At 62.9% G+C, this 21,065-nt stretch carries 23 protein-coding genes; 7 read left to right on the plus strand and 16 right to left on the minus strand.

What is annotated here, in order from left to right:
* Positions 1 to 177: 177 nt before the first annotated feature.
* Positions 178 to 1,284 (minus strand): NADH:flavin oxidoreductase/NADH oxidase, encoded by a 1,107-nt coding sequence (locus APH33_RS20990; protein ID WP_054887010.1) that lies wholly within the window; start codon positions 1,282 to 1,284, stop codon positions 178 to 180.
* A gap of 453 nt (positions 1,285 to 1,737) precedes the next feature.
* Here APH33_RS20990 and APH33_RS20995 point away from each other — a divergent pair, with 453 nt between their 5' ends.
* Together APH33_RS20995 and APH33_RS21000 are read left to right on the plus strand one after the other, a co-directional pair.
* On the plus strand, positions 1,738 to 2,019 hold the full coding sequence (locus APH33_RS20995) for a hypothetical protein (RefSeq protein WP_054887011.1): 282 nt from the start codon (positions 1,738 to 1,740) through the stop codon (positions 2,017 to 2,019).
* Positions 2,020 to 2,162: 143 nt separating this feature from the next.
* Entirely contained in the window at positions 2,163 to 2,426 is a 264-nt protein-coding gene (locus APH33_RS21000; protein WP_054887012.1) for a DUF3077 domain-containing protein, read from the plus strand.
* A 125-nt stretch (positions 2,427 to 2,551) separates the two neighbouring features.
* Here APH33_RS21000 and recJ read toward each other — a convergent pair whose 3' ends face one another.
* Positions 2,552 to 4,261, minus strand: a complete 1,710-nt coding sequence (gene recJ / locus APH33_RS21005; protein WP_054887013.1) for a single-stranded-DNA-specific exonuclease RecJ — start codon at positions 4,259 to 4,261, stop codon at positions 2,552 to 2,554.
* A gap of 30 nt (positions 4,262 to 4,291) precedes the next feature.
* Positions 4,292 to 4,834: a YaeQ family protein gene (locus APH33_RS21010; protein WP_054887014.1), complete on the minus strand. Its 543-nt coding sequence runs from the start codon at positions 4,832 to 4,834 to the stop codon at positions 4,292 to 4,294.
* A 133-nt stretch (positions 4,835 to 4,967) separates the two neighbouring features.
* Here APH33_RS21010 and APH33_RS21015 point away from each other — a divergent pair, with 133 nt between their 5' ends.
* Both APH33_RS21015 and APH33_RS21020 read left to right on the plus strand, forming a co-directional pair.
* Entirely contained in the window at positions 4,968 to 6,167 is a 1,200-nt protein-coding gene (locus tag APH33_RS21015; protein ID WP_054887015.1) for a CaiB/BaiF CoA-transferase family protein, read from the plus strand.
* Between the two features lie 11 nt (positions 6,168 to 6,178).
* Positions 6,179 to 7,036: a TIGR02285 family protein gene (locus APH33_RS21020; protein ID WP_054887016.1), complete on the plus strand. Its 858-nt coding sequence runs from the start codon at positions 6,179 to 6,181 to the stop codon at positions 7,034 to 7,036.
* 138 nt (positions 7,037 to 7,174) lie between these two features.
* Here the strand turns inward: APH33_RS21020 and APH33_RS21025 are convergent, their stop codons facing one another.
* The 12 genes from APH33_RS21025 to ffh all read right to left on the minus strand — a co-directional run bounded on the left by APH33_RS21025 (position 7,175) and on the right by ffh (position 16,937).
* Positions 7,175 to 7,456 carry a DUF3509 domain-containing protein gene (locus tag APH33_RS21025; RefSeq protein WP_054887017.1) on the minus strand — a complete coding sequence of 94 codons (282 nt, stop codon included), beginning with the start codon at positions 7,454 to 7,456 and terminating at the stop codon, positions 7,175 to 7,177.
* Between the two features lie 77 nt (positions 7,457 to 7,533).
* Positions 7,534 to 7,923: a hypothetical protein gene (locus APH33_RS21030; protein ID WP_054887018.1), complete on the minus strand. Its 390-nt coding sequence runs from the start codon at positions 7,921 to 7,923 to the stop codon at positions 7,534 to 7,536.
* Between the two features lie 128 nt (positions 7,924 to 8,051).
* Positions 8,052 to 9,461 carry a threonine synthase gene (gene thrC, locus APH33_RS21035; protein WP_054887019.1) on the minus strand — a complete coding sequence of 470 codons (1,410 nt, stop codon included), beginning with the start codon at positions 9,459 to 9,461 and terminating at the stop codon, positions 8,052 to 8,054.
* A gap of 49 nt (positions 9,462 to 9,510) precedes the next feature.
* A complete protein-coding gene (locus APH33_RS21040; RefSeq protein WP_054887020.1) occupies positions 9,511 to 10,815 on the minus strand; it encodes a homoserine dehydrogenase in 1,305 nt (434 codons plus the stop codon).
* Between the two features lie 82 nt (positions 10,816 to 10,897).
* Positions 10,898 to 11,656, minus strand: coding sequence for a thioredoxin fold domain-containing protein (locus APH33_RS21045; protein WP_054887021.1), 759 nt, complete (start codon positions 11,654 to 11,656; stop codon positions 10,898 to 10,900).
* Between the two features lie 155 nt (positions 11,657 to 11,811).
* The gene (gene xerD, locus APH33_RS21050) at positions 11,812 to 12,708 is read right to left on the minus strand and encodes a site-specific tyrosine recombinase XerD (RefSeq protein WP_054887022.1); all 897 of its coding nucleotides are present in this window, start codon (positions 12,706 to 12,708) and stop codon (positions 11,812 to 11,814) included.
* Positions 12,709 to 12,880: 172 nt separating this feature from the next.
* Positions 12,881 to 13,288: an acyl-CoA thioesterase gene (locus APH33_RS21055; RefSeq protein WP_054887023.1), complete on the minus strand. Its 408-nt coding sequence runs from the start codon at positions 13,286 to 13,288 to the stop codon at positions 12,881 to 12,883.
* Between the two features lie 93 nt (positions 13,289 to 13,381).
* Positions 13,382 to 13,732 carry a 50S ribosomal protein L19 gene (gene rplS / locus APH33_RS21060; protein WP_054887024.1) on the minus strand — a complete coding sequence of 117 codons (351 nt, stop codon included), beginning with the start codon at positions 13,730 to 13,732 and terminating at the stop codon, positions 13,382 to 13,384.
* A 42-nt stretch (positions 13,733 to 13,774) separates the two neighbouring features.
* A complete protein-coding gene (gene trmD / locus APH33_RS21065; protein ID WP_003252146.1) occupies positions 13,775 to 14,527 on the minus strand; it encodes a tRNA (guanosine(37)-N1)-methyltransferase TrmD in 753 nt (250 codons plus the stop codon).
* Between the two features lie 3 nt (positions 14,528 to 14,530).
* Positions 14,531 to 15,067, minus strand: coding sequence for a ribosome maturation factor RimM (gene rimM, locus APH33_RS21070; RefSeq protein WP_054887025.1), 537 nt, complete (start codon positions 15,065 to 15,067; stop codon positions 14,531 to 14,533).
* Positions 15,068 to 15,072: 5 nt separating this feature from the next.
* Positions 15,073 to 15,324 (minus strand): 30S ribosomal protein S16, encoded by a 252-nt coding sequence (gene rpsP / locus APH33_RS21075; protein WP_003259424.1) that lies wholly within the window; start codon positions 15,322 to 15,324, stop codon positions 15,073 to 15,075.
* A 236-nt stretch (positions 15,325 to 15,560) separates the two neighbouring features.
* Positions 15,561 to 16,937, minus strand: a complete 1,377-nt coding sequence (gene ffh, locus APH33_RS21080) for a signal recognition particle protein (RefSeq protein WP_054887026.1) — start codon at positions 16,935 to 16,937, stop codon at positions 15,561 to 15,563.
* 300 nt (positions 16,938 to 17,237) lie between these two features.
* Here ffh and APH33_RS21085 point away from each other — a divergent pair, with 300 nt between their 5' ends.
* The 3 genes from APH33_RS21085 (at position 17,238) to APH33_RS21095 (ending at position 20,833) form a co-directional block, all read left to right on the plus strand.
* Positions 17,238 to 18,047 carry an inner membrane protein YpjD gene (locus tag APH33_RS21085; protein WP_054887027.1) on the plus strand — a complete coding sequence of 270 codons (810 nt, stop codon included), beginning with the start codon at positions 17,238 to 17,240 and terminating at the stop codon, positions 18,045 to 18,047.
* Between the two features lie 9 nt (positions 18,048 to 18,056).
* Positions 18,057 to 19,262: a transporter associated domain-containing protein gene (locus APH33_RS21090; RefSeq protein ID WP_054887028.1), complete on the plus strand. Its 1,206-nt coding sequence runs from the start codon at positions 18,057 to 18,059 to the stop codon at positions 19,260 to 19,262.
* A 272-nt stretch (positions 19,263 to 19,534) separates the two neighbouring features.
* On the plus strand, positions 19,535 to 20,833 hold the full coding sequence (locus APH33_RS21095; RefSeq protein ID WP_054887029.1) for an MFS transporter: 1,299 nt from the start codon (positions 19,535 to 19,537) through the stop codon (positions 20,831 to 20,833).
* A gap of 81 nt (positions 20,834 to 20,914) precedes the next feature.
* Here the strand turns inward: APH33_RS21095 and APH33_RS21100 are convergent.
* Positions 20,915 to 21,065 (minus strand): IS3 family transposase (locus APH33_RS21100; RefSeq protein ID WP_156351953.1); only part of this gene is annotated, 151 nt, incomplete at its 5' end.

Here is a 21,065-nt window from a genome sequence, read left to right on the forward strand (position 1 = left end):
CTTTAGCCGCGAACACCGGCAAAGCCGGTGCCAGCCACCGCGTTGCCTGCTTCGCGGCTAAAGCCGCTCCCACAGGAATCGCGGCGCGCCCTGGCGGACATTAGTTTCCTGTGCGACAGCGCAGCCTGCAGAGCTGGGTAATCTCCCACAGGAACCGCACTGAGTCGGCGGCCTTAATCAATCCCGCAAATCGGACTCGTGAATCGGGTTGGCGCGGCTGGTCGCCCGTTGGTACTGCGCCGGCCAGGTGGCTTTATTACCCCCCAGATCATCATCGGCATGCAACGGCCAGTAAGGATCGCGCAGCAGCTCACGGGCCAGGAAGATCACGTCAGCCTGCCCGGTGCGCAGAATGTGCTCGGCCTGAGCCGGTTCGGTGATCATGCCGACAGTGCCGGTGGCGATCTCCGCTTCCTTGCGCACGCGCTCGGCGAAACGGGTTTGGTAACCGGGGCCAGTGGGGATTTCGGCGTTGACCGAGGTACCGCCGGAGGACACATCGATCAGGTCGACACCCAACACTCGCAGGCGACGAGCCAGTTCGACGGTTTCATCCGGGTTCCAGCCGTCCTCTACCCAGTCGGTCGCCGATACCCGCACGAACAGCGGCAATTCCGCCGGCCAGACCTCGCGCACCGCTTTCACCACCTCCAGGGTCAGGCGAATGCGGTTTTCGAAACAACTGCCGTAATCATCGCGGCGCTGGTTGCTCAGCGGCGAGAGGAACTGGTGCAGCAGATAACCATGGGCGGCGTGGATTTCGACCACTTTGAAACCGGCCTTGAGCGCCCGCTCGGTCGAGGCGACGAAGGCATTGATCACATCCTGGATCTCGTCCTTGCTCAACTCGCGAGGCGGTGTGTGTTGCGGGTCAAAGGCAATCTTCGACGGCCCCACGGGCTGCCAGCCGCCGTCTTCGAGCTTCACACTGCCCTGCTTGCCCAGCCAGGGCCGATAGGTACTGGCCTTGCGCCCGGCGTGTGCCAGCTGGATGCCGGGGACGGCGCCCTGAGCGGTGATGAAACGGGTGATGCGCTGCAACGGGACGATCTGGGCGTCGTTCCAAAGGCCGAGGTCTTCGGCTGTGATGCGGCCATCGGCAGTCACCGCGACGGCTTCGCTGATGACCAGGCCAGCGCCACCCACGGCGCGGCTGCCCAAGTGAACGAGATGCCAATCGTTGGCCAGGCCATCGATGGCGGAATACTGGCACATCGGCGAAACCGCGATGCGGTTGGGCAGCGTCAGCTGACGCAGGGTGTAAGGCTCGAGCAGCAGGCTCATGAGGGCACCTCCCAAGGACTCCAATGGTGATCCGGCCCGGACACTCAAGTGCACATCCCTGGCCCGGTGCCGGTCATTAATCAGACTAGACCAGATTGATGGGGGAGAAGGTTCACCGGGATTGCTTACTGGTCCGACGCATGCATCAGATACTTCCTACACATATGAACTAGCGGTGCCTGATTAAGGAAAATATCCTACAAGCCCTGTCGACTCGCGTCTGATTGTCCCTGGAAACACCGCCCTTTAGGCTTTTTCGGGTCGCTGATGTTTAGCGTCCGGGGGTGGAATCCTGGTCAATTACTGAGTTGCTGCCGTCATGGCAGTTGTGCGCGGGAGGCCGCAAAGCCTACCGGGTTTACTCGTAGCCTGGATTCCACACCGCGTACAACTGCCACCCTTCGTGTGGAATCGGAGAGGTTGGCCAATCGGTAACCCTACGAGTCGGTTCATATGAAAAAAATAGTCCCCGATCCACCCCGTCATTTCGACCTTCCCTCCGGCGAGACCCTCACCCATGCCATCAGCGAGGGCATCGTGCCCATCGACCACGTGGTGATGAACGTCACCCACTACCTGATGCTTGCCTATAACCATTGCCACCGAACCCTCGACGCCATTGAAGATGACCGCACCCGGGAATCGTTGGTGAACGGGCTGCGTGCGATGCAGATTGCCTGGGGCCAGGCGGATGCGCTGTCGCTGGCTCTGGAGCGGAGTACCGGCCTGCATTGAAGTTGGGTTTGCTGGCCTCTTCGCGGGCATGCCCGCTCCCACAGGTTGATCACAGGCATCGAGACTTGTGCAGTACCTGTGGGAGCGGGCGCGCCCGCGAAGAGGCCATGACAGGCAATCAAGAAATTTCAGGAGAGGAATCGATGAGCACAGACGACACCCAATTCACTGTCGGCAAAACCACCTTCTTCCAAGGCGAACACCAGACCCATCCCCTGTTCCGCATCGAGCCAGGCATTCCCTGCCGGGATGCCCGCGAGCAGGCCTCGGAGTTGATGGGCTATGTAAGAGAGCTGACCATCATCGGCCTGATGGATGAAAAACCGATGATGATCTGGGCATCCCATTACCTGAGTGCCATGGCCAAAGCACTGATGGATGATGCCGAGTTAGGGATGGCACGTTAACTAACGTGTCAGGGCGGCTAGGTGTACGCCGAAAGGGTTGCGGCGCCTATGAGATCGAGCGCCGCGCGGGCGGCGCTCGATATGTGCCCCACCGCAAAAACCAAGGCAGGCACCTGGCGATAGACTCAGCGCGGCTCCATATGCGCAATCATCAACTGCACACTCTCATTCCCACGAAACTCGTTCACATCCAGCTTGTACGCCAGCTCCACCCAACGCACCGTCGGGTTCGGCCACACATCGCGGTCAATACCAAAGGCAATGCCATCCAGCCGCACCGATCCGCACTCGCTCTTGAGCACCACCTTCAAGTGCCGCTCACCGACCACACGCTGCTCCACCAACTGGAACACCCCATGGAACAGCGGCTCGGGGAAGTGCTGCCCCCAAGGCCCGGCATTGCGCAGGGCCTTGGCCAGGTCCAGGTGGAATTCCTCCACCGCCAGGCTGCCGTCCGAGAGCAAACGACCGGTCAGGTCCTCTTCACGCAACTGGCGCCGGACTTCTTCATCGAAGGCTTCGGCAAACGCCGGGAAGTTGCTTTCCGGCAGGGACAACCCCGCCGCCATGGCATGCCCGCCGAACTTGCTGATCAACTGCGGATGACGCGCTGCCACCGCATCCAGCGCGTCGCGAATGTGGAAGCCCGGCACCGAACGCGCCGAGCCCTTGAGCATGCCGTCGCCAGCATCGGCGAAGGCGATGGTCGGCCGGTGGTAACGCTCTTTCAGGCGCGAGGCGAGAATCCCGATCACGCCTTGGTGCCAATCGGCATCGAACAGGCACAAGCCATAAGGCATGGACTCGACCGGCAAATCCTTGAGCTGGGCCAAGGCCTCGCGCTGCATGCCCTGCTCGATCGACTTGCGGTCCTGGTTCAGGTCATCCAGCTGCTGGGCCATGTCCTGGGCCAGGGCTGCGTCTTCGCACAGCAGGCATTCGATGCCCAGGCTCATGTCGTCCAGGCGCCCGGCAGCATTGAGCCGTGGGCCGAGGATAAAGCCAAGGTCGGTGGAAGTGATGCGCCGGTGGTCGCGTCGTGCCACCTCCAGGATGGCCTTCAGGCCAGGCCGCGCGCGGCCGGCGCGAATGCGCTCCAGGCCCTGGTGGACGAGGATGCGGTTGTTGGCATCCAGCGGCACTACGTCGGCCACACTGCCCAGGGCGACCAGGTCGAGCAGCTCGCCGATGTTCGGCTGCGGCTGCGTTTCGTAACGCCCCATACTGCGCAACCGGGCGCGCAAGGCCATGAGCACGTAGAAGATCACACCGACGCCGGCCAGCGACTTGCTCGGGAAGTCGCAGCCAGGCTGGTTCGGGTTGACGATGGCATCGGCATCCGGCAACTGCTGGCCCGGCAGGTGGTGGTCGGTGACCAGCACCTTGAGCCCGGCCGCCTTGGCAGCCGCAACACCCTCGACGCTGGAGATACCGTTGTCGACGGTCACCAGAAGGTCCGGCTGACGCTCGAGCGCGACCTTGACGATCTCCGGGGTCAGGCCGTAGCCGTATTCGAAACGGTTGGGCACCAGGTAGTCGACGTGGGCCGCGCCCAGCAGACGCAGGCCAAGCACGCCGACGGTGCTGGCAGTGGCGCCGTCGGCGTCGAAGTCACCAACGATGAGGATACGCTGGCGCTGGTCGAGGGCTTCGACAAGCAGGTCCACCGCGGCCTCGATGCCCTTGAGCTGCTGATACGGCACCAGCCGCGCCAGGCTCTTGTCCAGTTCGGCCTCGGACTGCACGCCACGGGCGGCGTACAGGCGAGTCAGCAGGGGTGGCAGATTACCCAGCAATGGCAGGGTCGGGGGCAGCGGGCGGGGTTCGATACGCATGGTGTCTTCGGCAGTCAGGTGTCAGTCGGTTCAGCCACGCTCACCGAGCAGCCATTGCAGTTGCACTTCGTGCTGGCCACGGTCATCGGTGACGAACACCGTGCCTTCGCTGATCATCACATCCCATTTGATGGTGCGCGGCATGTCGGTGGCCAGGACTTCCAGCACTTCCTGCGGCACGGCGGCAATGCTCAGGTTCTTCAGGCCCTTGACTGCCCCCACCACCTTGCCTTCCCACACCCGCAGGCTGCCGTAGGCCAGCAGGCTGGTGCGTTCGGTACGGCGTGAGCACCAGGTCAGGCGGTCGGCATCCGGCTGGCCGACTTCGATCCAGTGCAGGATGCGGTCATCCAGGCTCTTTTCCCACAGCGCCGCTTCATCGACATCGGACAGGCCACGGCCGAACGACAGGTTCTCGTTGTACCACAGCGCATAGGCCAGCAGGCGCACGGCCATGCGCTCTTCGGTTTCCGAAGGGTGACGGGCAATGGTCTGGCGGACGTTTTCATATACGCCGCGATCGAGGTCGGTCAGATTCAGTTCGAATTTGTAGGTGGTGGACGGCTGGGCCATGGTCGAATGGGCTTCGTGCGTAAAGAAAAGGCCGCTAGTCTAACCGATCCTGCCTGCGCTTGCGCCGGGGCAGTATCGGCCGCTTCGGACCTATGCTAAAACCACGGCTCTGACCAGTTGCCACGGATGCCTAATGTCTACGCCCAGCAAACCCCTCGCCGGCTTGAAAGTCATCGAACTCGGCACCCTGATCGCCGGGCCATTCGCCTCGCGGATCTGCGCCGAATTCGGCGCTGAAGTGATCAAGGTAGAGTCGCCGGACGGCGGCGACCCGCTGCGCAAGTGGCGCAAGCTGTACGAGGGCACATCACTGTGGTGGTTCGTGCAGGCGCGCAACAAACAGTCGCTGACGCTCAACCTCAAGCACCCCGAAGGCCGGGAGGTGCTCAAGCGCCTGCTCGGCGAGGCCGACATCCTGATCGAGAATTTCCGCCCAGGCGTGCTGGAGAAACTTGGCCTGGGCTGGGACGTGCTGCACGCCCTCAACCCGCGCCTGGTCATGGTGCGCCTGTCCGGCTTCGGCCAGACCGGGCCGATGAAGGATCAGCCGGGCTTCGGTGCGGTCGGTGAATCGATGGGCGGGTTGCGCTACATCACCGGCTTCGACGACCGCCCGCCCGTACGCACCGGGATCTCCATCGGTGATTCGATCGCTGCGCTGTGGGGCGTGATTGGCGCGCTGATGGCGCTGCGTCATCGCGAAGTCAATGGCGGCCAGGGCCAGGTGGTGGACGTGGCCCTGTACGAAGCGATCTTCGCCATGATGGAAAGCATGGTGCCGGAGTTCGACGTGTTCGGCTTCATCCGCGAGCGTACCGGCAACATCATGCCCGGCATCACGCCCTCTTCCATCCACACCAGCGCCGACGGCAAGCATGTGCAGATCGGCGCCAATGGTGACGCCATCTTCAAGCGCTTCATGCAGGCCATAGGCCGTGCCGACCTGGCCGACGACCCGAGCCTGGCCAGCAACGACGGCCGCGATGCCCGGCGCGACGAGCTGTACGGGGTGATCGACCGCTGGGCCAACAGCCTGCCGCTGGACCAACTGATGCAGGTGCTCAACGACGCGCAAGTGCCGGCCAGCCGGATCTACTCGGCCGAGGACATGTTCAGCGACCCGCAGTACTTGGCCCGCGAGATGTTCCTGCAGGCGCGCCTGCCAGACGGAAAGCCGTTCAAGATGCCGGGTATCGTGCCCAAGCTTTCGGATACCCCGGGCTCTGCCGAATGGGTAGGTCCGACGTTGGGTGAACACACCGATAGCGTGCTGGCTGGCCTGGGCTACGACCAGGCGGCGATCGCCAGCCTGCGCCAGGCGGGCACGGTCTGAAGCGGCTGCCGATGCGTTCGCCAGCCCTGTTTTGCGCGCTGCTGCTTGCCCTGCTGGTAACGCCGGCACACGCCAAGGAACGCCTGCTGTGGCTGGTGCGCGACCTGCCGCCCTTCACCGTGTTCGAAGGCACGGAGAAAGGCCAGGGGGTTATCGACCAGATGCTGCCGCTGCTGATCGAGCAGATGCCCGAATACGAGCACAGCATCATCCGGGTAAACCGTGCGCGTGGGCTCCAGATGCTCCAGGACCCGTCCAGCTTCACCTGCGACCCGACGCTGCTGTGGACTGCAGAGCGGGCGAAGTTCGTGCACTTCTCGAAACCGATGCTTGGCGTGCTGAGTAGCGGCGTGGTGGTGCGCAAGAGTGGGCAGTCGCTGCTGGCACCCTACCTTGATGGCCAGCAGGTCGACCTCAAGGGCTTGCTCGGCAATACCTCGCTGAAGCTGGGCATCGTCGCCGAGCGCAGCTACAGCAGCCAGGTCGACGAAATCCTGCGACAGCTGCCCGACTCGGCGTTCAGCCGCCACTACGGCAACGATGCCACCGCCAACCTGTTGCAGATGCAACAGCTCGGGCGCCTGCAACTGGTGCTGGGCTACTGGCCTGAGTTGCGCTACCTGATTCAGCAACAAGGCGGCTCGCCGGCGGACTATCAGTTCCATCCGATCCAGGGTGTGACCCGCTATCAGGTTCTGCATGTAGGCTGCTCGGACACGCCACTGGGGCGCACCGCCATAAGCCACATCAACCAGTTGCTACCGGCCCTGCGCATGAATACCCTGCCCGCCCTGTACGCACACTGGCTCGACCCGGAGCTGCGTGCAGCCTATCTGGAAGAGAGCAAGCACTTTTTCGAAAGCCACTGAAAAACAGGCAAAAAGAAACCCCGGACGCTGGGGTGGACGCCCGGGGCCAATCGAAAGTCCTGATGGACTCTCCACGACAACCCGCCAGTGCCGGAGCTGTGCACTGGCCGGCTGCCCTTGATGTTTAGGATAACCCCTTCAGGCAAAGGTTCCCTGTGGCTGCTGGCGCTGTTGCAAGGCCGCGATCACACAAGGCTGCAAGCGCCCCTCGACAATCTGCAAGTCGCGGTGCAAGCCGTCTACCAGATCAATCAGCAGGCTTTGCTCCTGCAGTTGGCGTTGGCTGACGGTGCGCCGCAAGGCCGTGCCGCCGAGGCTGTCGTACACGGTCAATTGACGGTTGCCGTTGGCATCCGTGACACCCAGCATGGCCTGGTAGGGCGTTAGTGCGTCGTTGAGCAGTCTGCAGATTCTTTCCATCCGGATCACTCGCATGTAATGGGACATGAAGGAACTGACCAGCACGCGTGGCGAAAAGTTCGTTGCCCCCGGCTGTTTCAGTGAGGATGCGCGGGCGACGTGACAGTTTGAATACGTTGCAGGGCCTGTTGCCAGCGCCCGACCGGCAGGGGCCAAGGGAGGTCGGCAAGGACCCACAGGCCCTGGCGTCGGGCTTCATGGGCGAGGTTCGGGGAACCTGCGTTGGCATGCCCGACAAACAGCACGGCGCGAGTGCGACAGGCCCGTTCGAGCAAGGCCAGGCCATCGCTCACCGCATGCTCGAGAATCAGCAGGTCAGCGCGCGGTGGACGGGCCAGGCAACTGTCGAGGTCGGCCAGGTCGTGGGTGACGCGCACATTGAACAGGCCCATGGCGTTGCAGGCCTGGTGCAGGAGGATCTTGTGGGATGGGCGTGCCGGGTGAATCAACACGAAGGGCTGTCGCATGTGCCGCTCCTAGGGAAGGACCGGCCACTCTAGGCAAGGCTTTCAAAGCCTTACATAGGACAATTCTGCAAAAGGGGTAGGAAGTTTTTGAAATCCGGGGCTGCATTGCAGCCCCGAAAACCGTGCGATTACAAAGGCTTGCCGCGATTACCATGCTGGCTGACAAAGGCTTGAACAGCCTTCAGGTCATTGGCCAGGACGGTGCAGCGCTCTTCACGGCTGAACAGGTCGCTCAAGTGCGCCGGCAACTCCAGCGCCTTGCCAACACCGGCCTTCTCCACCGCCTCAGGGAACTTGACCGGGTGGGCGGTGCCCAGCACCACCATCGGCGTGTCCAGGCTGCGGCGGCACTCGCGGGCGGCCTTGACGCCGATCGCGGTGTGCGGGTCGAGCACCTCACCCGTGGCGGCAAACACCTCGGCGATGGTCTCGCAGGTCTGCTCGTCGCTGACTGCCAGCGAATCGAACAGCTTGCGTGCCTCGGTCCAGCGGTCCTGCTCGACGCTGAAGCCGCCGCCCTGCTTGAAGGTCGCCATCAGCTCGGCCAGCGCGGCGCCGTTGCGACCGTGCAGGTCGAACAGCAGGCGCTCGAAGTTGGACGACACCATGATGTCCATCGACGGCGACAAGGTCGCGTGCAGGGTTTCCTTGACGTACTGGTTGCCGCTCATGAAGCGGTGCAGGATGTCGTTGCGGTTGGTGGCGACGATCAGCTGGCTGACCGGCAGGCCCATGTTGCGCGCCAGATAACCGGCGAAGATATCGCCGAAGTTGCCGGTCGGCACCGAGAATGCCACCGAACGGGCCGGGCCGCCCAGCTGCAGGGCCGCATGGAAGTAATAGACGATCTGGGCCATGATCCGCGCCCAGTTGATCGAGTTGACCGCGACCAGGCGGGTGCCCTTGAGGAACGACTGGTCGGCGAAGCTGGCCTTGACCATTTCCTGGCAGTCGTCGAAGTTGCCTTCGATGGCGATGTTGTGGACGTTGTCGCCGAACAGGGTGGTCATCTGCCGACGCTGCACTTCCGACACACGCTGGTGCGGGTGCAGGATAAAGATGTCGACGTTTTCGCAGCTGCGGCAGCCTTCGATGGCGGCCGAACCGGTGTCACCGCTGGTGGCGCCGATGATCACCACACGCTCGTTGCGCTTGGCCAGCACGTGGTCGAGCAGGCGACCGAGCAGTTGCAGGGCGAAGTCCTTGAAGGCCAGGGTCGGACCATGGAACAGCTCCAGGACCCACTCGTTGCCGTTCAGTTGACGCAGCGGGGCAACCGCAGCGTGGGCGAACTCGCCGTAGGTTTCTTCGAGGATCTTCTTGAAGTCGGCGTCGGCGATGCTGCCTTCGACGAACGGGCGCATCACCCGGAAGGCCAGCTCGTGATACGGCAGGCCGGCCCAGGAGGCGATTTCTTCCTGGGTGAAGCGAGGCAGGTTCTCAGGGACGTAAAGGCCGCCGTCGCTGGCCAGGCCAGCCAGCAGCACGTCTTCGAAATTCAGGGCCGGAGCCTGGCCGCGGGTACTGATATAGCGCATGGGTGCAAACCTTCGATGCTAGGGCCGCCCGAGCGGCCCGATTGGCAGATTAATTCAGCTGTTCGACGCGAATGCGTACAACCTTGCCGACCACGTCCTGCAGGGCTTCCAGCGCGACGATGGCGTCGTTGATGCGCTGCTCGACCACACCGTGGGTCAGCAGGATCATCGGCACCAGGCCGTCCTGCTCCTCGGCTTCCTTCTGCATGATCGACTCGATGTTGATGCCGCGCTCCGAGAGGATGCTCGCCACCTGGGCCAGCACGCCCGGATGGTCCTTGGCCTGGATGCGCAGGTAGTAGGCGCTTTCGCAGGCTTCGATCGGCAGGATCGGATGGGCCGACAACGAGTCTGGCTGGAAGGCCAGGTGCGGCACGCGGTTTTCCGGGTCGGAGGTCATGGCACGGACCACGTCGACCAGGTCACCTACCACCGACGACGCTGTTGGCTCCATGCCGGCGCCAGCGCCGTAGTACAGGGTCGAACCGGCGGCGTCGCCGTTGACCATGACCGCGTTCATCACGCCGTTGACGTTGGCGATCAGGCGGTCGGCCGGGATCAGCGTCGGGTGCACGCGCAGCTCGATGCCTTCGGCGGTGCGACGGGCCACGCCCAGGTGCTTGATGCGGTAGCCCAGCGCTTCGGCGTAGTTCACGTCAGCGGTGGTCAGCTGGGTGATGCCTTCGGTGTAGGCCTTGTCGAACTGCAGCGGGATACCAAAGGCGATGGACGCCAGGATGGTCAGCTTGTGCGCGGCATCGATGCCTTCGACGTCGAAGGTCGGGTCGGCTTCGGCATAGCCCAGCGCCTGGGCTTCGGCCAGCACGTCGGGGAAGGCGCGGCCTTTTTCACGCATTTCGGTGAGGATGAAGTTGCCGGTGCCGTTGATGATGCCGGCCAGCCAGTTGATGCGGTTGGCCGACAGACCTTCGCGGATCGCCTTGATCACCGGGATACCACCGGCCACTGCGGCTTCGAAGGCAACGATAACCCCCTTCTCGCGCGCCTTGGCAAAGATCTCGTTACCGTGCACGGCGATCAGCGCCTTGTTGGCGGTCACCACGTGCTTGCCATTCTCGATGGCCTTGAGCACCAGGTCACGCGCCACGGTGTAGCCACCGATCAGCTCGATGACAATGTCGATCTCCGGGTTGCTCGCAACGTCGAACACATCAGCGGTAATGGGGGTACCGGTAATCTGGCAGTTCGGGTTCTGCGAGCGCATGGCAACCTGTGCCACTTCAATACCGCGCCCGGCACGGCGGGCAATCTCCTCGGCGTTGCGCTGAAGTACATTGAAGGTTCCGCCACCGACGGTCCCCAACCCACAGATGCCTACTTTGACCGGTTTCACTGTGAACTCCCCATTGAACGGCCGGCGCCTTCACCGACCGTGAAACATGCCGTCACCCCATGACGACGGCGTATTGAATTGATTACTTGGCGGCCTGCTGCTGGCCATCCAGGGCCAGTTTGGCCACCTGCGGTGCGGGCTGGTAGCCCGGGATCACATGGCCGTTCTCGAGCACGATGGCCGGCGTGCCGTTGACGCCGATCTGCTGGCCCAGCTGGAACTGCTTGCTGACCGGGTTGGCGCACTTGGCGGCCTTGATTTCCTTGCCTTCGACCATCTTGTCCATCGCCGCGCGGCGATCGCTGGAGCACCAGACTGCCTGCAGCTGCTCGTCACCAGGCGAGCCGAGGCCCTGGCGCGGGAAGGCGACATAGCGCACTTCGATACCGCGGCGGTTGAGCTCGGGCACTTCGGCGTGCAGCTTGTGGCAATACGGGCAGGTGGTGTCGGTGAAGACGGTGATGTGCGACTTGGTCTCGCCCTTGGCAGGATAGACAACGGTCTCGGCGGCCGGAATGCCGTTGATGAGCTTGGCGACGCCCTGACGCTCGGTTTTCTCGGTCAGGTTGACCGGCTTGCCGTCCTGCAACTGGTACAGGTAGCCCTGCATGACGTACTGGCCGTCGGCGCTGGCATACAGCACACGGCCGCCCTGCAGCTTGACTTCATAGAGGCCATTGAGCGGGCTGCTGCCGACGCTTTCCACCGGTACTTCGAGTTCGAGGTTCTGCAACGACTTGCGGATAGCCTGCTCGGCGCTGGCATTGCTGTCAGCCGCGGCAACGGCAAAGGTACTGGCCAGCGCCAACACGGCGGCGGCGAAAATATGGGTCACGCGCATGGGGAACTCCTGGAGGCGGACAGGGGCCGGAGGGCGTCACCTGCAAAAAAAAATGCGGCGACCGTGCGGCCCTTGATGCAAACCGCCCAAGCCTACCACATCGCGCTGCGGATGAAGGGGCCTGCAAGGACCGGTCGGCGGAACATGAAAAACATTCATCCACGCGGATGGTGCTGGGCGTGCAACTGCTGCAGCCGCGCCTTGGCTACATGGGTATAGATTTGCGTGGTGGAGAGGTCGCTGTGGCCCAGCAGCATCTGCACCACACGCAGGTCGGCACCGTGGTTGAGCAGGTGGGTGGCGAAAGCATGGCGCAGGGTATGCGGCGACAGCGGCTTGTCGATGCAGGCCACCCGCGCCTGGTGCTTGATGCGGTGCCAGAAAGTCTGGCGAGTCATCTGCTCGCCGCGCTGACTGGGGAACAGTACGTCGCTGGGGCGGCCGTTCAGCAGTTCGGCGCGGCCATCACGCAGGTAGCGCTCCAGCCAGACCACCGCCTCCTCGCCCATTGGCACCAGGCGTTCCTTGCTGCCCTTGCCCATAACCCGCAGCACACCCTGGCGCAGGTTGACCTGGTCGAGGGTCAGGCTGACCAGTTCGCTAACGCGCAGGCCGCAGGCGTAAAGGACTTCGAGCATGGCGCGGTCGCGTTGACCGATGGCTTCGCCCAGGTCCGGGGCCTGCAGCAGGGCTTCGACGTCGGCTTCCGACAGTGATTTGGGCAAGGGCCGACCAAGTTGCGGCATGTCGACCTGCAGGGTCGGGTCGACGGCGACCAGCTTTTCCCGCAGCAAATAGCGGAAGAAGCCTCGCAGCCCGGAGAGAAAGCGCGCAGTGGAGCGAGGTTTGTAACCTTGGTCCAGGCGCCAGGCCAAGTGATCAAGAATCAGTTCGCGGCCGGCGTCGGGCAGCGCTACCGAATGCGCCTGGAGCCAGCCGTTGAACAGGGCAAGGTCGCTGCGGTAGGAGGTGCGGGTGTTGTCGGACAGACCTTTTTCGAGCCACAGGGCGTCGAGGAACTGGTCGATCAGGGGGTGGTCTAGGGCGGGCATGCAGGGCTGCTGGGTGTTGAAGTTGGGCCTAGTGTTTCACAGCAGCTCATAGGTTGTCTGTACTGGCCCTTTCGCGGGCAAGCCCGCTCCCACAGGGTTCTCCACAGAATTTGAACACTGCGCTGTACCCATGGGAGCGGGCTTGCCCGCGAAAGGGCCGGTACAGGAAAGCTCAGGCCTGGGGCAGGACCGGCACCGGGCGCTTGTCCTCGTCGATGGCGACAAAGCTGAACACCCCGTGGATCGCGCGCTCGCGGCCATCCAGGTACATGTTCTCAACGAACACATCGACCTGCACCTGCAAGCTGGTATTGCCCACCTTGACCACCGTGCCCACCAGTTCGACGATCGAACCTGCCGGGATCGGGTGCTTGAAGTCGATGCGGTCGGTGGACACGGTCACCAGCGGCAGCCGGCAGAAACGCGTTGCGGCGATGAACGACACTTCGTCCATCCAGGCCAGCGCCGTGCCGCCGAACAGTGTGTTGTGGTGGTTGGTGGTGTTGGGGAACACCGCTTTGGTCACGCGGGTCACCGACAGCTCGGTGCGGCGCTGGATTTCCTGGTCTCGGCTGCTCATATCCATCACGTTTACAGGTTTCAGAAAGCAAAAAAGCAGCCCGAAGGCTGCTTTTTTCTCGCTAGGCGGCCTTGGCCACCGGGCAAACTGTACTCAGGACAGTTTTTCCTTGATGCGAGCGGCTTTGCCGGACAGGTCGCGCAGGTAGTACAGCTTGGCTTTACGCACGTCACCACGACGTTTCACGGCCAGGCTGTCGATCTGCGGGCTGTAGGTCTGGAAGGTACGCTCAACGCCTACGCCGCTGGAGATCTTGCGCACGGTGAAGGCGCTGTTCAGACCGCGGTTACGCTTGGCGATAACAACGCCTTCGAACGCCTGCAGACGGGAACGATCACCTTCCTTCACTTTAACCTGGACGACGATGGTGTCGCCTGGTGCGAAGGTCGGGATTTCCTTGTTCATCTGCTCGGCTTCGAGCTGCTGGATGATCTTGTTGGTCATGCTGTGCTCCTAAGATGGATACTTGATCCACCATCGATACGTTTAACTATCGTCCCGCTCGCGGAGATATTCCTCGAGCAGCTTCTTCTCTTCTCCAGAAAGCGAGCGACTTTCCAGAAGATCGGCGCGTCGTTCGAAGGTCCTACCAAGGGACTGCTTCATCCGCCATCGCCGGATATGTGCATGGTTGCCGCTTAGCAACACGTCGGGAACACGCTGATCCGCATACACCTCAGGTCGGGTGTAGTGCGGGCAATCCAGCAGACCGTCGGTGAAAGAGTCTTCCTCCGCCGAGTCCACATGCCCTAAAGCTCCGGGCAGCAGCCGTGTAACCGCATCGATCAGTACCATGGCCGGCAGCTCGCCACCGGAAAGCACATAGTCACCAATCGACCACTCCTCATCGACATGAGCCTCGATAAAGCGCTCGTCGATGCCTTCATAACGACCGGCGATCAGGATCAACGATTCCTGTTCGGCCAGGCCTTTGACCGCCTGCTGAGTCAGCTTGCGGCCTTGTGGCGAAAGGTAGATCACCTTCGCCGCTGCTCCGGTCGCTTGCCTGGCGCTAACCAGGGCGTCTTCCAGAGGCTTGATTTTCATCACCATGCCCGGACCACCGCCAAACGGCCGATCATCCACGGTATGGTGGCGATCTGTGGTGTAGTCCCGCGGGTTCCAGCAAGTCACCTGAAGCAACCCCTGTTTCACCGCGCGGCTGGTAATGCCGTACTCCGTGATGGCCGAGAACATCTCGGGGAACAGCGTGATGACGTCTACGCGAAGGTTACCCATCGTTTAGAAGTCCGCGTCCCATTCAACCCGCATCACGCCTGCTTCCAGGTCGATATCGAGCACGCATTGCGCCGTATAGGGCAACAGACGCTCGCGATCATCCAGGCTGCCTGCGCAGGGCTTGACCACCATTACATCGTTCGCACCGGTCTCCAACAGGTGATCGACCTTGCCGAACAGCTGTTCGTCCTGGTTGATGACCTTCAGACCCACCAACTGGTACCAGTAGTACTCGTCGGCAGCCAGGTTGGGCAAAAGGCTCCGCGCAATGCAGATTTCGTGACCACTCAGAAGACGGGCTTCATCACGATCATCGAGGCCTTTCAACTTCACGACCAGGCCCTTTTGGGAGCCACGACCGCTGACCAGCTCGACCTGCTTTACCTTGCCTTCGTGCCGAAGCGTCCAGCGCGGATAATCCAACAGGTTTTCAATCGGATCGGTAAAGGAATACACCTTCACCTCGCCGCGAACGCCGTGAACCGAAAAAATCTTGCCAACGACGATGAGGTCGTCAGCCTTTTCTGGCGTCGCGTTCATACTACTCAGGCAGCAGCCTTGGCAGCGTCCTTCAGCAGCTGAGCAACGCGCTCAGACGGCTGTGCACCCTGGCTCAGCCAGTAGTTGACGCGCTCTTGGTTGACCGACAGCTTGACTTCGGCGCCAGCAGCGATCGGGTTGAAGAAACCTACGCGCTCAACGAAACGGCCGTCACGGGCGTTACGCGAGTTGGTCACGGTCAGGTGGTAGAATGGGCGCTTTTTCGAGCCGCCACGGGCAAGACGAATGGTTACCATGTGAACATTGTTCCTATAGTCGGTGCTGCAAATCTGAATGCCAAATAGGCACACGGGTGCCCAAAAGGCCGCATATTCTCGGGGAATACACGGACATTTGCAAATGCCTTTTTCGGCAGAGCCCTGCCCTACCGCCCAGATTTGCCGGTTAAGCCACGGAATCCGAGGCCGTTGCCCCGCCAAAGCGGGGGTTCCGGGTGCCCGCCTCTTTAAAGGCAGGCACCCAAAATAAGGGGTTACAGCTTCGGCATGCCGCCGCCCGGCAGCATCCCGCCCAGGCCGCGCATCATCTTGGCCATGCCGCCCTTGGCGGAGAACTTCTTCATCATCTTCTGCATCTGCTTGTGCTGTTTGATCAGCCGGCCGATGTCCTGCACCTGGGTGCCAGAGCCGAGGGCGATGCGGCGCTTGCGCGAACCGCTGATCAGGTCTGGGTCGCGACGCTCGGCCGGGGTCATCGAGTTGATGATCGCTTCCATCTGCTTGAACTGCTTCTCGGCCGCGCCCTGGGCGTTGCCCATCTGCGACAGGTTGACCCCGCCGATGCTCGGCAGCTTGTCCATCAGGCCACCCAGGCCGCCCATGTTCTTCATTTGCTGCAACTGGTCGCGGAAGTCTTCGAGGTCGAAGCCCTTGCCCTTTTTCAGCTTCTTGGCCAGCTTGTCGGCCTTGGCCTTGTCGATGGTCTGCTCGGCCTGCTCGATCAGGCTGAGCACGTCGCCCATGCCGAGGATGCGCGAAGCGACACGATCCGGGTGGAAGGGCTCGAGGGCCTCGGTCTTCTCGCCCATACCGATGAACTTGATCGGCTTGCCTGTGATGGCGCGCACCGACAGCGCGGCACCGCCACGGGCATCGCCGTCGACCTTGGTCAGCACCACACCGGTCAGCGGCAGGGCCTCGCCGAACGCCTTGGCGGTGTTGGCAGCGTCCTGACCGGTCATGGCGTCGACCACGAACAGGGTCTCGATCGGCTTGACTGCGGCATGCAGGGCCTTGATCTCGTCCATCATGTCGGCGTCGATGTGCAGGCGACCGGCGGTGTCGACGATGACCACGTCGATGAACTTGAGCTTGGCTTCGCGGATCGCAGCCTCAGCGATGGCCACCGGCTTCTGGCTGATGTCGGACGGGAAGAAGGTCACGCCGATGTCGCTGGCCAGGGTTTCCAGCTGCTTGATCGCCGCCGGGCGATAGACGTCGGCGGAAACCACCATCACGCTCTTCTTCTTGCGCTCCTTGAGAAAGCGCGCCAGCTTGCCGGCTGTGGTGGTCTTACCGGCACCCTGCAGGCCGGCCATCAGTACCACCGCTGGCGGTGCGGCGTTCAACGCGAGGTCTTCGTTGGCCGCGCCCATCAGGCTTTCCAGCTCGGCCTGGACGATCTTCACGAACGCCTGGCCCGGAGTCAGGCTGCGCGATACCTCGGTGCCGACCGCACGGTCCTTGACGCTGTTGACGAAATCCTTGACCACCGGCAGGGCAACGTCGGCCTCGAGCAGGGCCATGCGCACTTCGCGCAACGTGTCCTTGATGTTGTCTTCGGTCAGCTTGGCCTTGCCGGTGACATGGCGCAGCGTCTGTGACAGGCGGTCGGTCAGGTTTTCGAACATGGTGATCCTTTCAGGCCCAGTAAAAGCCGAGGTTTGTCAGGCGCCCGAGGGGAAATGCACACCCGTCAGGCACAGCAAGGCGGCGATTATAACGAAGTGCGGCGGCGGCGCACACCTTGGGAGATGGTCGGTGCCTGCTCCGGCCTCTTCGCGGGCGCGCCCGCTCCCACAGTGGGAGCCTGTGTTGTACCTGTGGGAGCGGGCATGCCCGCGAATGCCCCGACACAAGCCTTCAGTCTTCCTTGACCAGCGGAATCTATGCCAAACTCCGTCTCTTTCAGGGCTCTGCAACCAGGACTTATGGTTTCCTCACCCAGCCTCATCCCCAACCTGATCGCCGCCGCCTTATATATAGCTGCGGCCATCTATCAGGGCACCTACCTGGCCCAGGGCCGCAAGGCCGACAAACGCCTGCTCGGCCTGCTCGGCGCCCTCGCCGTGGTCGCCCAGGGTGGCGCACTGTTCTTCCAGCTGATCACCCCGCTGGGGCTGAGCCTGGACTTCTTCAGTGCTGCCAGCCTGATCGCCGTGGCGGTCATCGCCCTGACGCTGCTGGCCTGCCTGCGTATCCCAGTGGAAAACCTGCTGGTGCTGCTGTTCCCGCTCGGCGCCGTCACCGCCCTGCTGGCCCAGTTCGCCCCGCCCGGCACCGTGCCGCTGATCGACGAAGAGCCGGGCATCCTCGCGCACATCCTGCTGTCGATCCTGGCCTATGGCCTGTTCACCATCGCGGTGTTCCAGTCGCTGCTGTTGCTGCTGCAGGACCGCCAGCTGAAGAACAAGCACCCGTCCGGCCTGATCCGCAACTTCCCGCCGCTGCAAACCATGGAAAGCCTGCTGTTCGGCTTCCTCTGGGCGGGCTGGTGCCTGCTCTCGCTGTCGCTGATTTCCGGCTGGCTGTTCCTCGAAAACCTGTTTGCCCAGCATCTGGTGCACAAGACGCTGCTGGCCTGTGTGGCCTGGGTGGTGTTCAGCGTGCTGCTGTGGGGCCGCACCCGCCTGGGCTGGCGCGGGCACAAGGCGATCCGCTGGACCCTGGCGGGTTTCTGCCTGCTGATGCTGGCCTACTTCGGCAGCAAGCTGGTCCGCGAATTCATCCTGCATATCTGACGGCCGCCCATGGACACCCTGCCGTACGCACCGCTACTCGGCATTCTGGCACTGGCGCTACTGTGGTCGGCACTGTTCACCGCCGTCGACGCCGCCCGCCTGCAGCTCAATGGTTCACTGCGCAACGGCGATGACGCCCCGCCGCCGCTACCCGCCCAGGCCCTGGTGCTGTGCGCCAGCCTGGGCAAGCTGCTGGTGCTGGGCCTGGCGTGCCTGATCGGCCAACGCCAGAGCGGCGAACACGGCTTCTGGCTCGCGGGCCTGGGCGCGGTGGCAGCGCTGCTGGTGTTTGCCGAATTCCTGCCGCGGCGCCTGGCCCGGCGCAACCCGCAGGCCTTCATCAGCCTTGGCCTGAGCCTGCGCCCGTTTCCGCTGGCCCTGCTGCAACCTTTGGCGTGCCTGTTCGATGGCATCGCCAAGCTGATGCTGCGGCCGTTCCGCGCGCAGCCCACGGCAGTGGCCTTGCATCCGCAGGACGACGACGTCTTCGACGAAGACGATGAGCACGAGGCGCCGCGCCATGGCCTGCTGGACGGCTTGCAGTCGCTGGACAAGATCACCGTCAACGACATCCTGGTGCCACGCAACGAAGTCGATGGCATCAACCTCGACGACCCCATCACACAGATCATCGAGCAGCTGATCGTCAGCCGGCACACTCGCCTGCCGGTGTATCACAGCGACATCAATCAGGTCGAAGCGATCCTCAACACCAAGCTCATCAGCCACTTGCTGCCCAAGGCCGAGCTGACTCTGGAGCAACTGCTGGGCGCCTGCTACGAGCCCTACTTCGTGCCAGAAAGCACGCCGCTGCAGATGCAACTGCTGAACTTCCACAAGCAGCAGCGGCGCCTGGGCGTGGTGGTGGACGAGTATGGCGAGGTGCTGGGTATCGTCACCCTGGAAGACATCCTTGAAGAGATCGTCGGCGAGTTCGAGGACGAGCAGAGCCTGGACAACCCGCATGTGCACCCGCAGGCCGATGGCACCTTCGTCATCGAAGGCAACGCCTCGCTGCGTGAAATCAACCGTACCCTGGGCTGGCACCTGCCGTGTGACGGTGGCCCGAAAACCCTCAACGGGCTGGTCACCGAAGCCCTCGAAAGCATTCCGGAAAGCGCCGTTTGCCTGAAGATCGGCCGCTATCGCCTGGAAATCCTCGAAACAGAGGACAATTGTGCCAGCAAGGTACTGGTATGGACCGTGACCCGATAGCTATACTCGGGCCACGCTTACCCAGCCCCGCCGTTCCGCCCGCTACCCGCACCCGGCGCCACACGGCCAGTCCGCTGCACTGACACGCCCCGCGGTCCTGCTTCAACACCCCGAACAGTGCCCGCTCCCACCCCTACCCTCCTGGGCTGGTGCCAGTCGCGCGAACACAACAACAATACGCTCCGGCGTCCGCCAAGCCGTGCCTGCCTTCAAGGCCTGCACAGGCCGCAGACAATGCCATGGAGCGGACCAGACTGTTAGGGACCTACCAAATGACAACCAGCACCTATGCCGAGGCGCCTGCCGCGCCGGTCAACTCGCCAGCGCGGGTCGCCACTGCCAGTTTCATCGGCACCGCCATCGAGTTCTACGATTTCTACGTCTATGCCACCGCCGCCGCGCTGGTGATCGGCCCGGTGTTCTTCCCGTCCGGCTCGGGTACCGCGCAGATGCTCGCGGCCTTCATCACCTTCGGCATCGCCTTCCTTGCCCGCCCGCTGGGTTCGGCACTGTTCGGCCACTTCGGCGACCGCATCGGGCGCAAGTCGACCCTGGTCGCCTCGTTGCTGCTGATGGGCGTTTCGACCACGCTGATCGGCGTGCTGCCAGGCTATGACAGCATCGGCGTATGGGCGCCAATCCTGCTCTGCCTGCTGCGCTTCGGCCAAGGCCTGGGCCTGGGTGGCGAATGGGGCGGCGCGGCACTGCTGGCCATCGAGAACGCGCCGGAGGGCAAACGCGCCTGGTTCGGCATGTTCCCGCAACTTGGCCCGTCGATCGGCTTCCTTGCGGCCAACGGCCTGTTCCTGACCCTGGCCATGCTGCTCAGTGACGAGCAGTTCCGTGACTGGGGCTGGCGCATTCCGTTCCTGCTCAGTGCCGCCCTGGTGATGGTGGGGCTGTATGTGCGCCTGAAGCTTGAGGAAAGCCCGGTATTTGCCAAGGCGGTTGCACGTCACGAACGCGTGAAGATGCCGGTGGTGGACCTGTTCGGCAAATACTGGATGCCAACCCTGCTGGGCGCAGCCGCCATGGTGGTGTGCTATGCGCTGTTCTATATCTCGACGGTGTTCTCGCTCAGCTATGGCGTGACCACGCTGGGCTACAGCCGCGAGACCTTCCTCGGCCTGCTGTGCTTTGCCGTGGTGTTCATGGCCCTGGCCACACCGCTTTCGGCCTGGCTGAGCGACCGCTACGGGCGCAAGCCGGTGCTGATCGTCGGCGGCCTGCTGGCGGTGGCTTCGGGCTTCACCATGGAACCGCTGCTGACCTCGGGTTCGACCACGGGTGTGGCGCTGTTCCTGGCCATCGAGCTGTTCCTGATGGGCGTGACCTTTGCACCAATGGGGGCGCTGCTGCCTGAGCTGTTCCCGACCCACGTGCGTTACACCGGCGCTTCGGCGGCGTACAACCTGGGCGGCATCGTCGGGGCCTCGGCGGCACCGTTCTTTGCCCAGAAGCTAGTGAGCATGGGTGGGTTGAGCTGGGTAGGGGGCTATGTGTCGGCGGCGGCTGTGATCAGCCTGATTGCCGTGCTGTGCCTGAAGGAAACCCGCAATACCGAGCTGTAAGTGATTGGGGCCGCTTTGCGGCCCATTCACGGGTCAAGCCCGCTCCCACAGGGTGGACTGCCCCCTAAAAGTTGGACAGTTCTATGCTGCAGCCTGAGCCCTGTACTCAACAGGGCTCAGGCCATTGAGCTTCAGTTTGATGCGGTCATGGTTGTAGTAGCGGATGTACTCGTCCAGGCCCGCTTTCAACTCATCGACACTCTCAAAGCGCTTCAGGTAGAAAAATTCAGAC

Source organism: Pseudomonas sp. NBRC 111130 (assembly GCF_001320485.1).
Lineage (GTDB): Bacteria > Pseudomonadota > Gammaproteobacteria > Pseudomonadales > Pseudomonadaceae > Aquipseudomonas > Aquipseudomonas vlassakiae.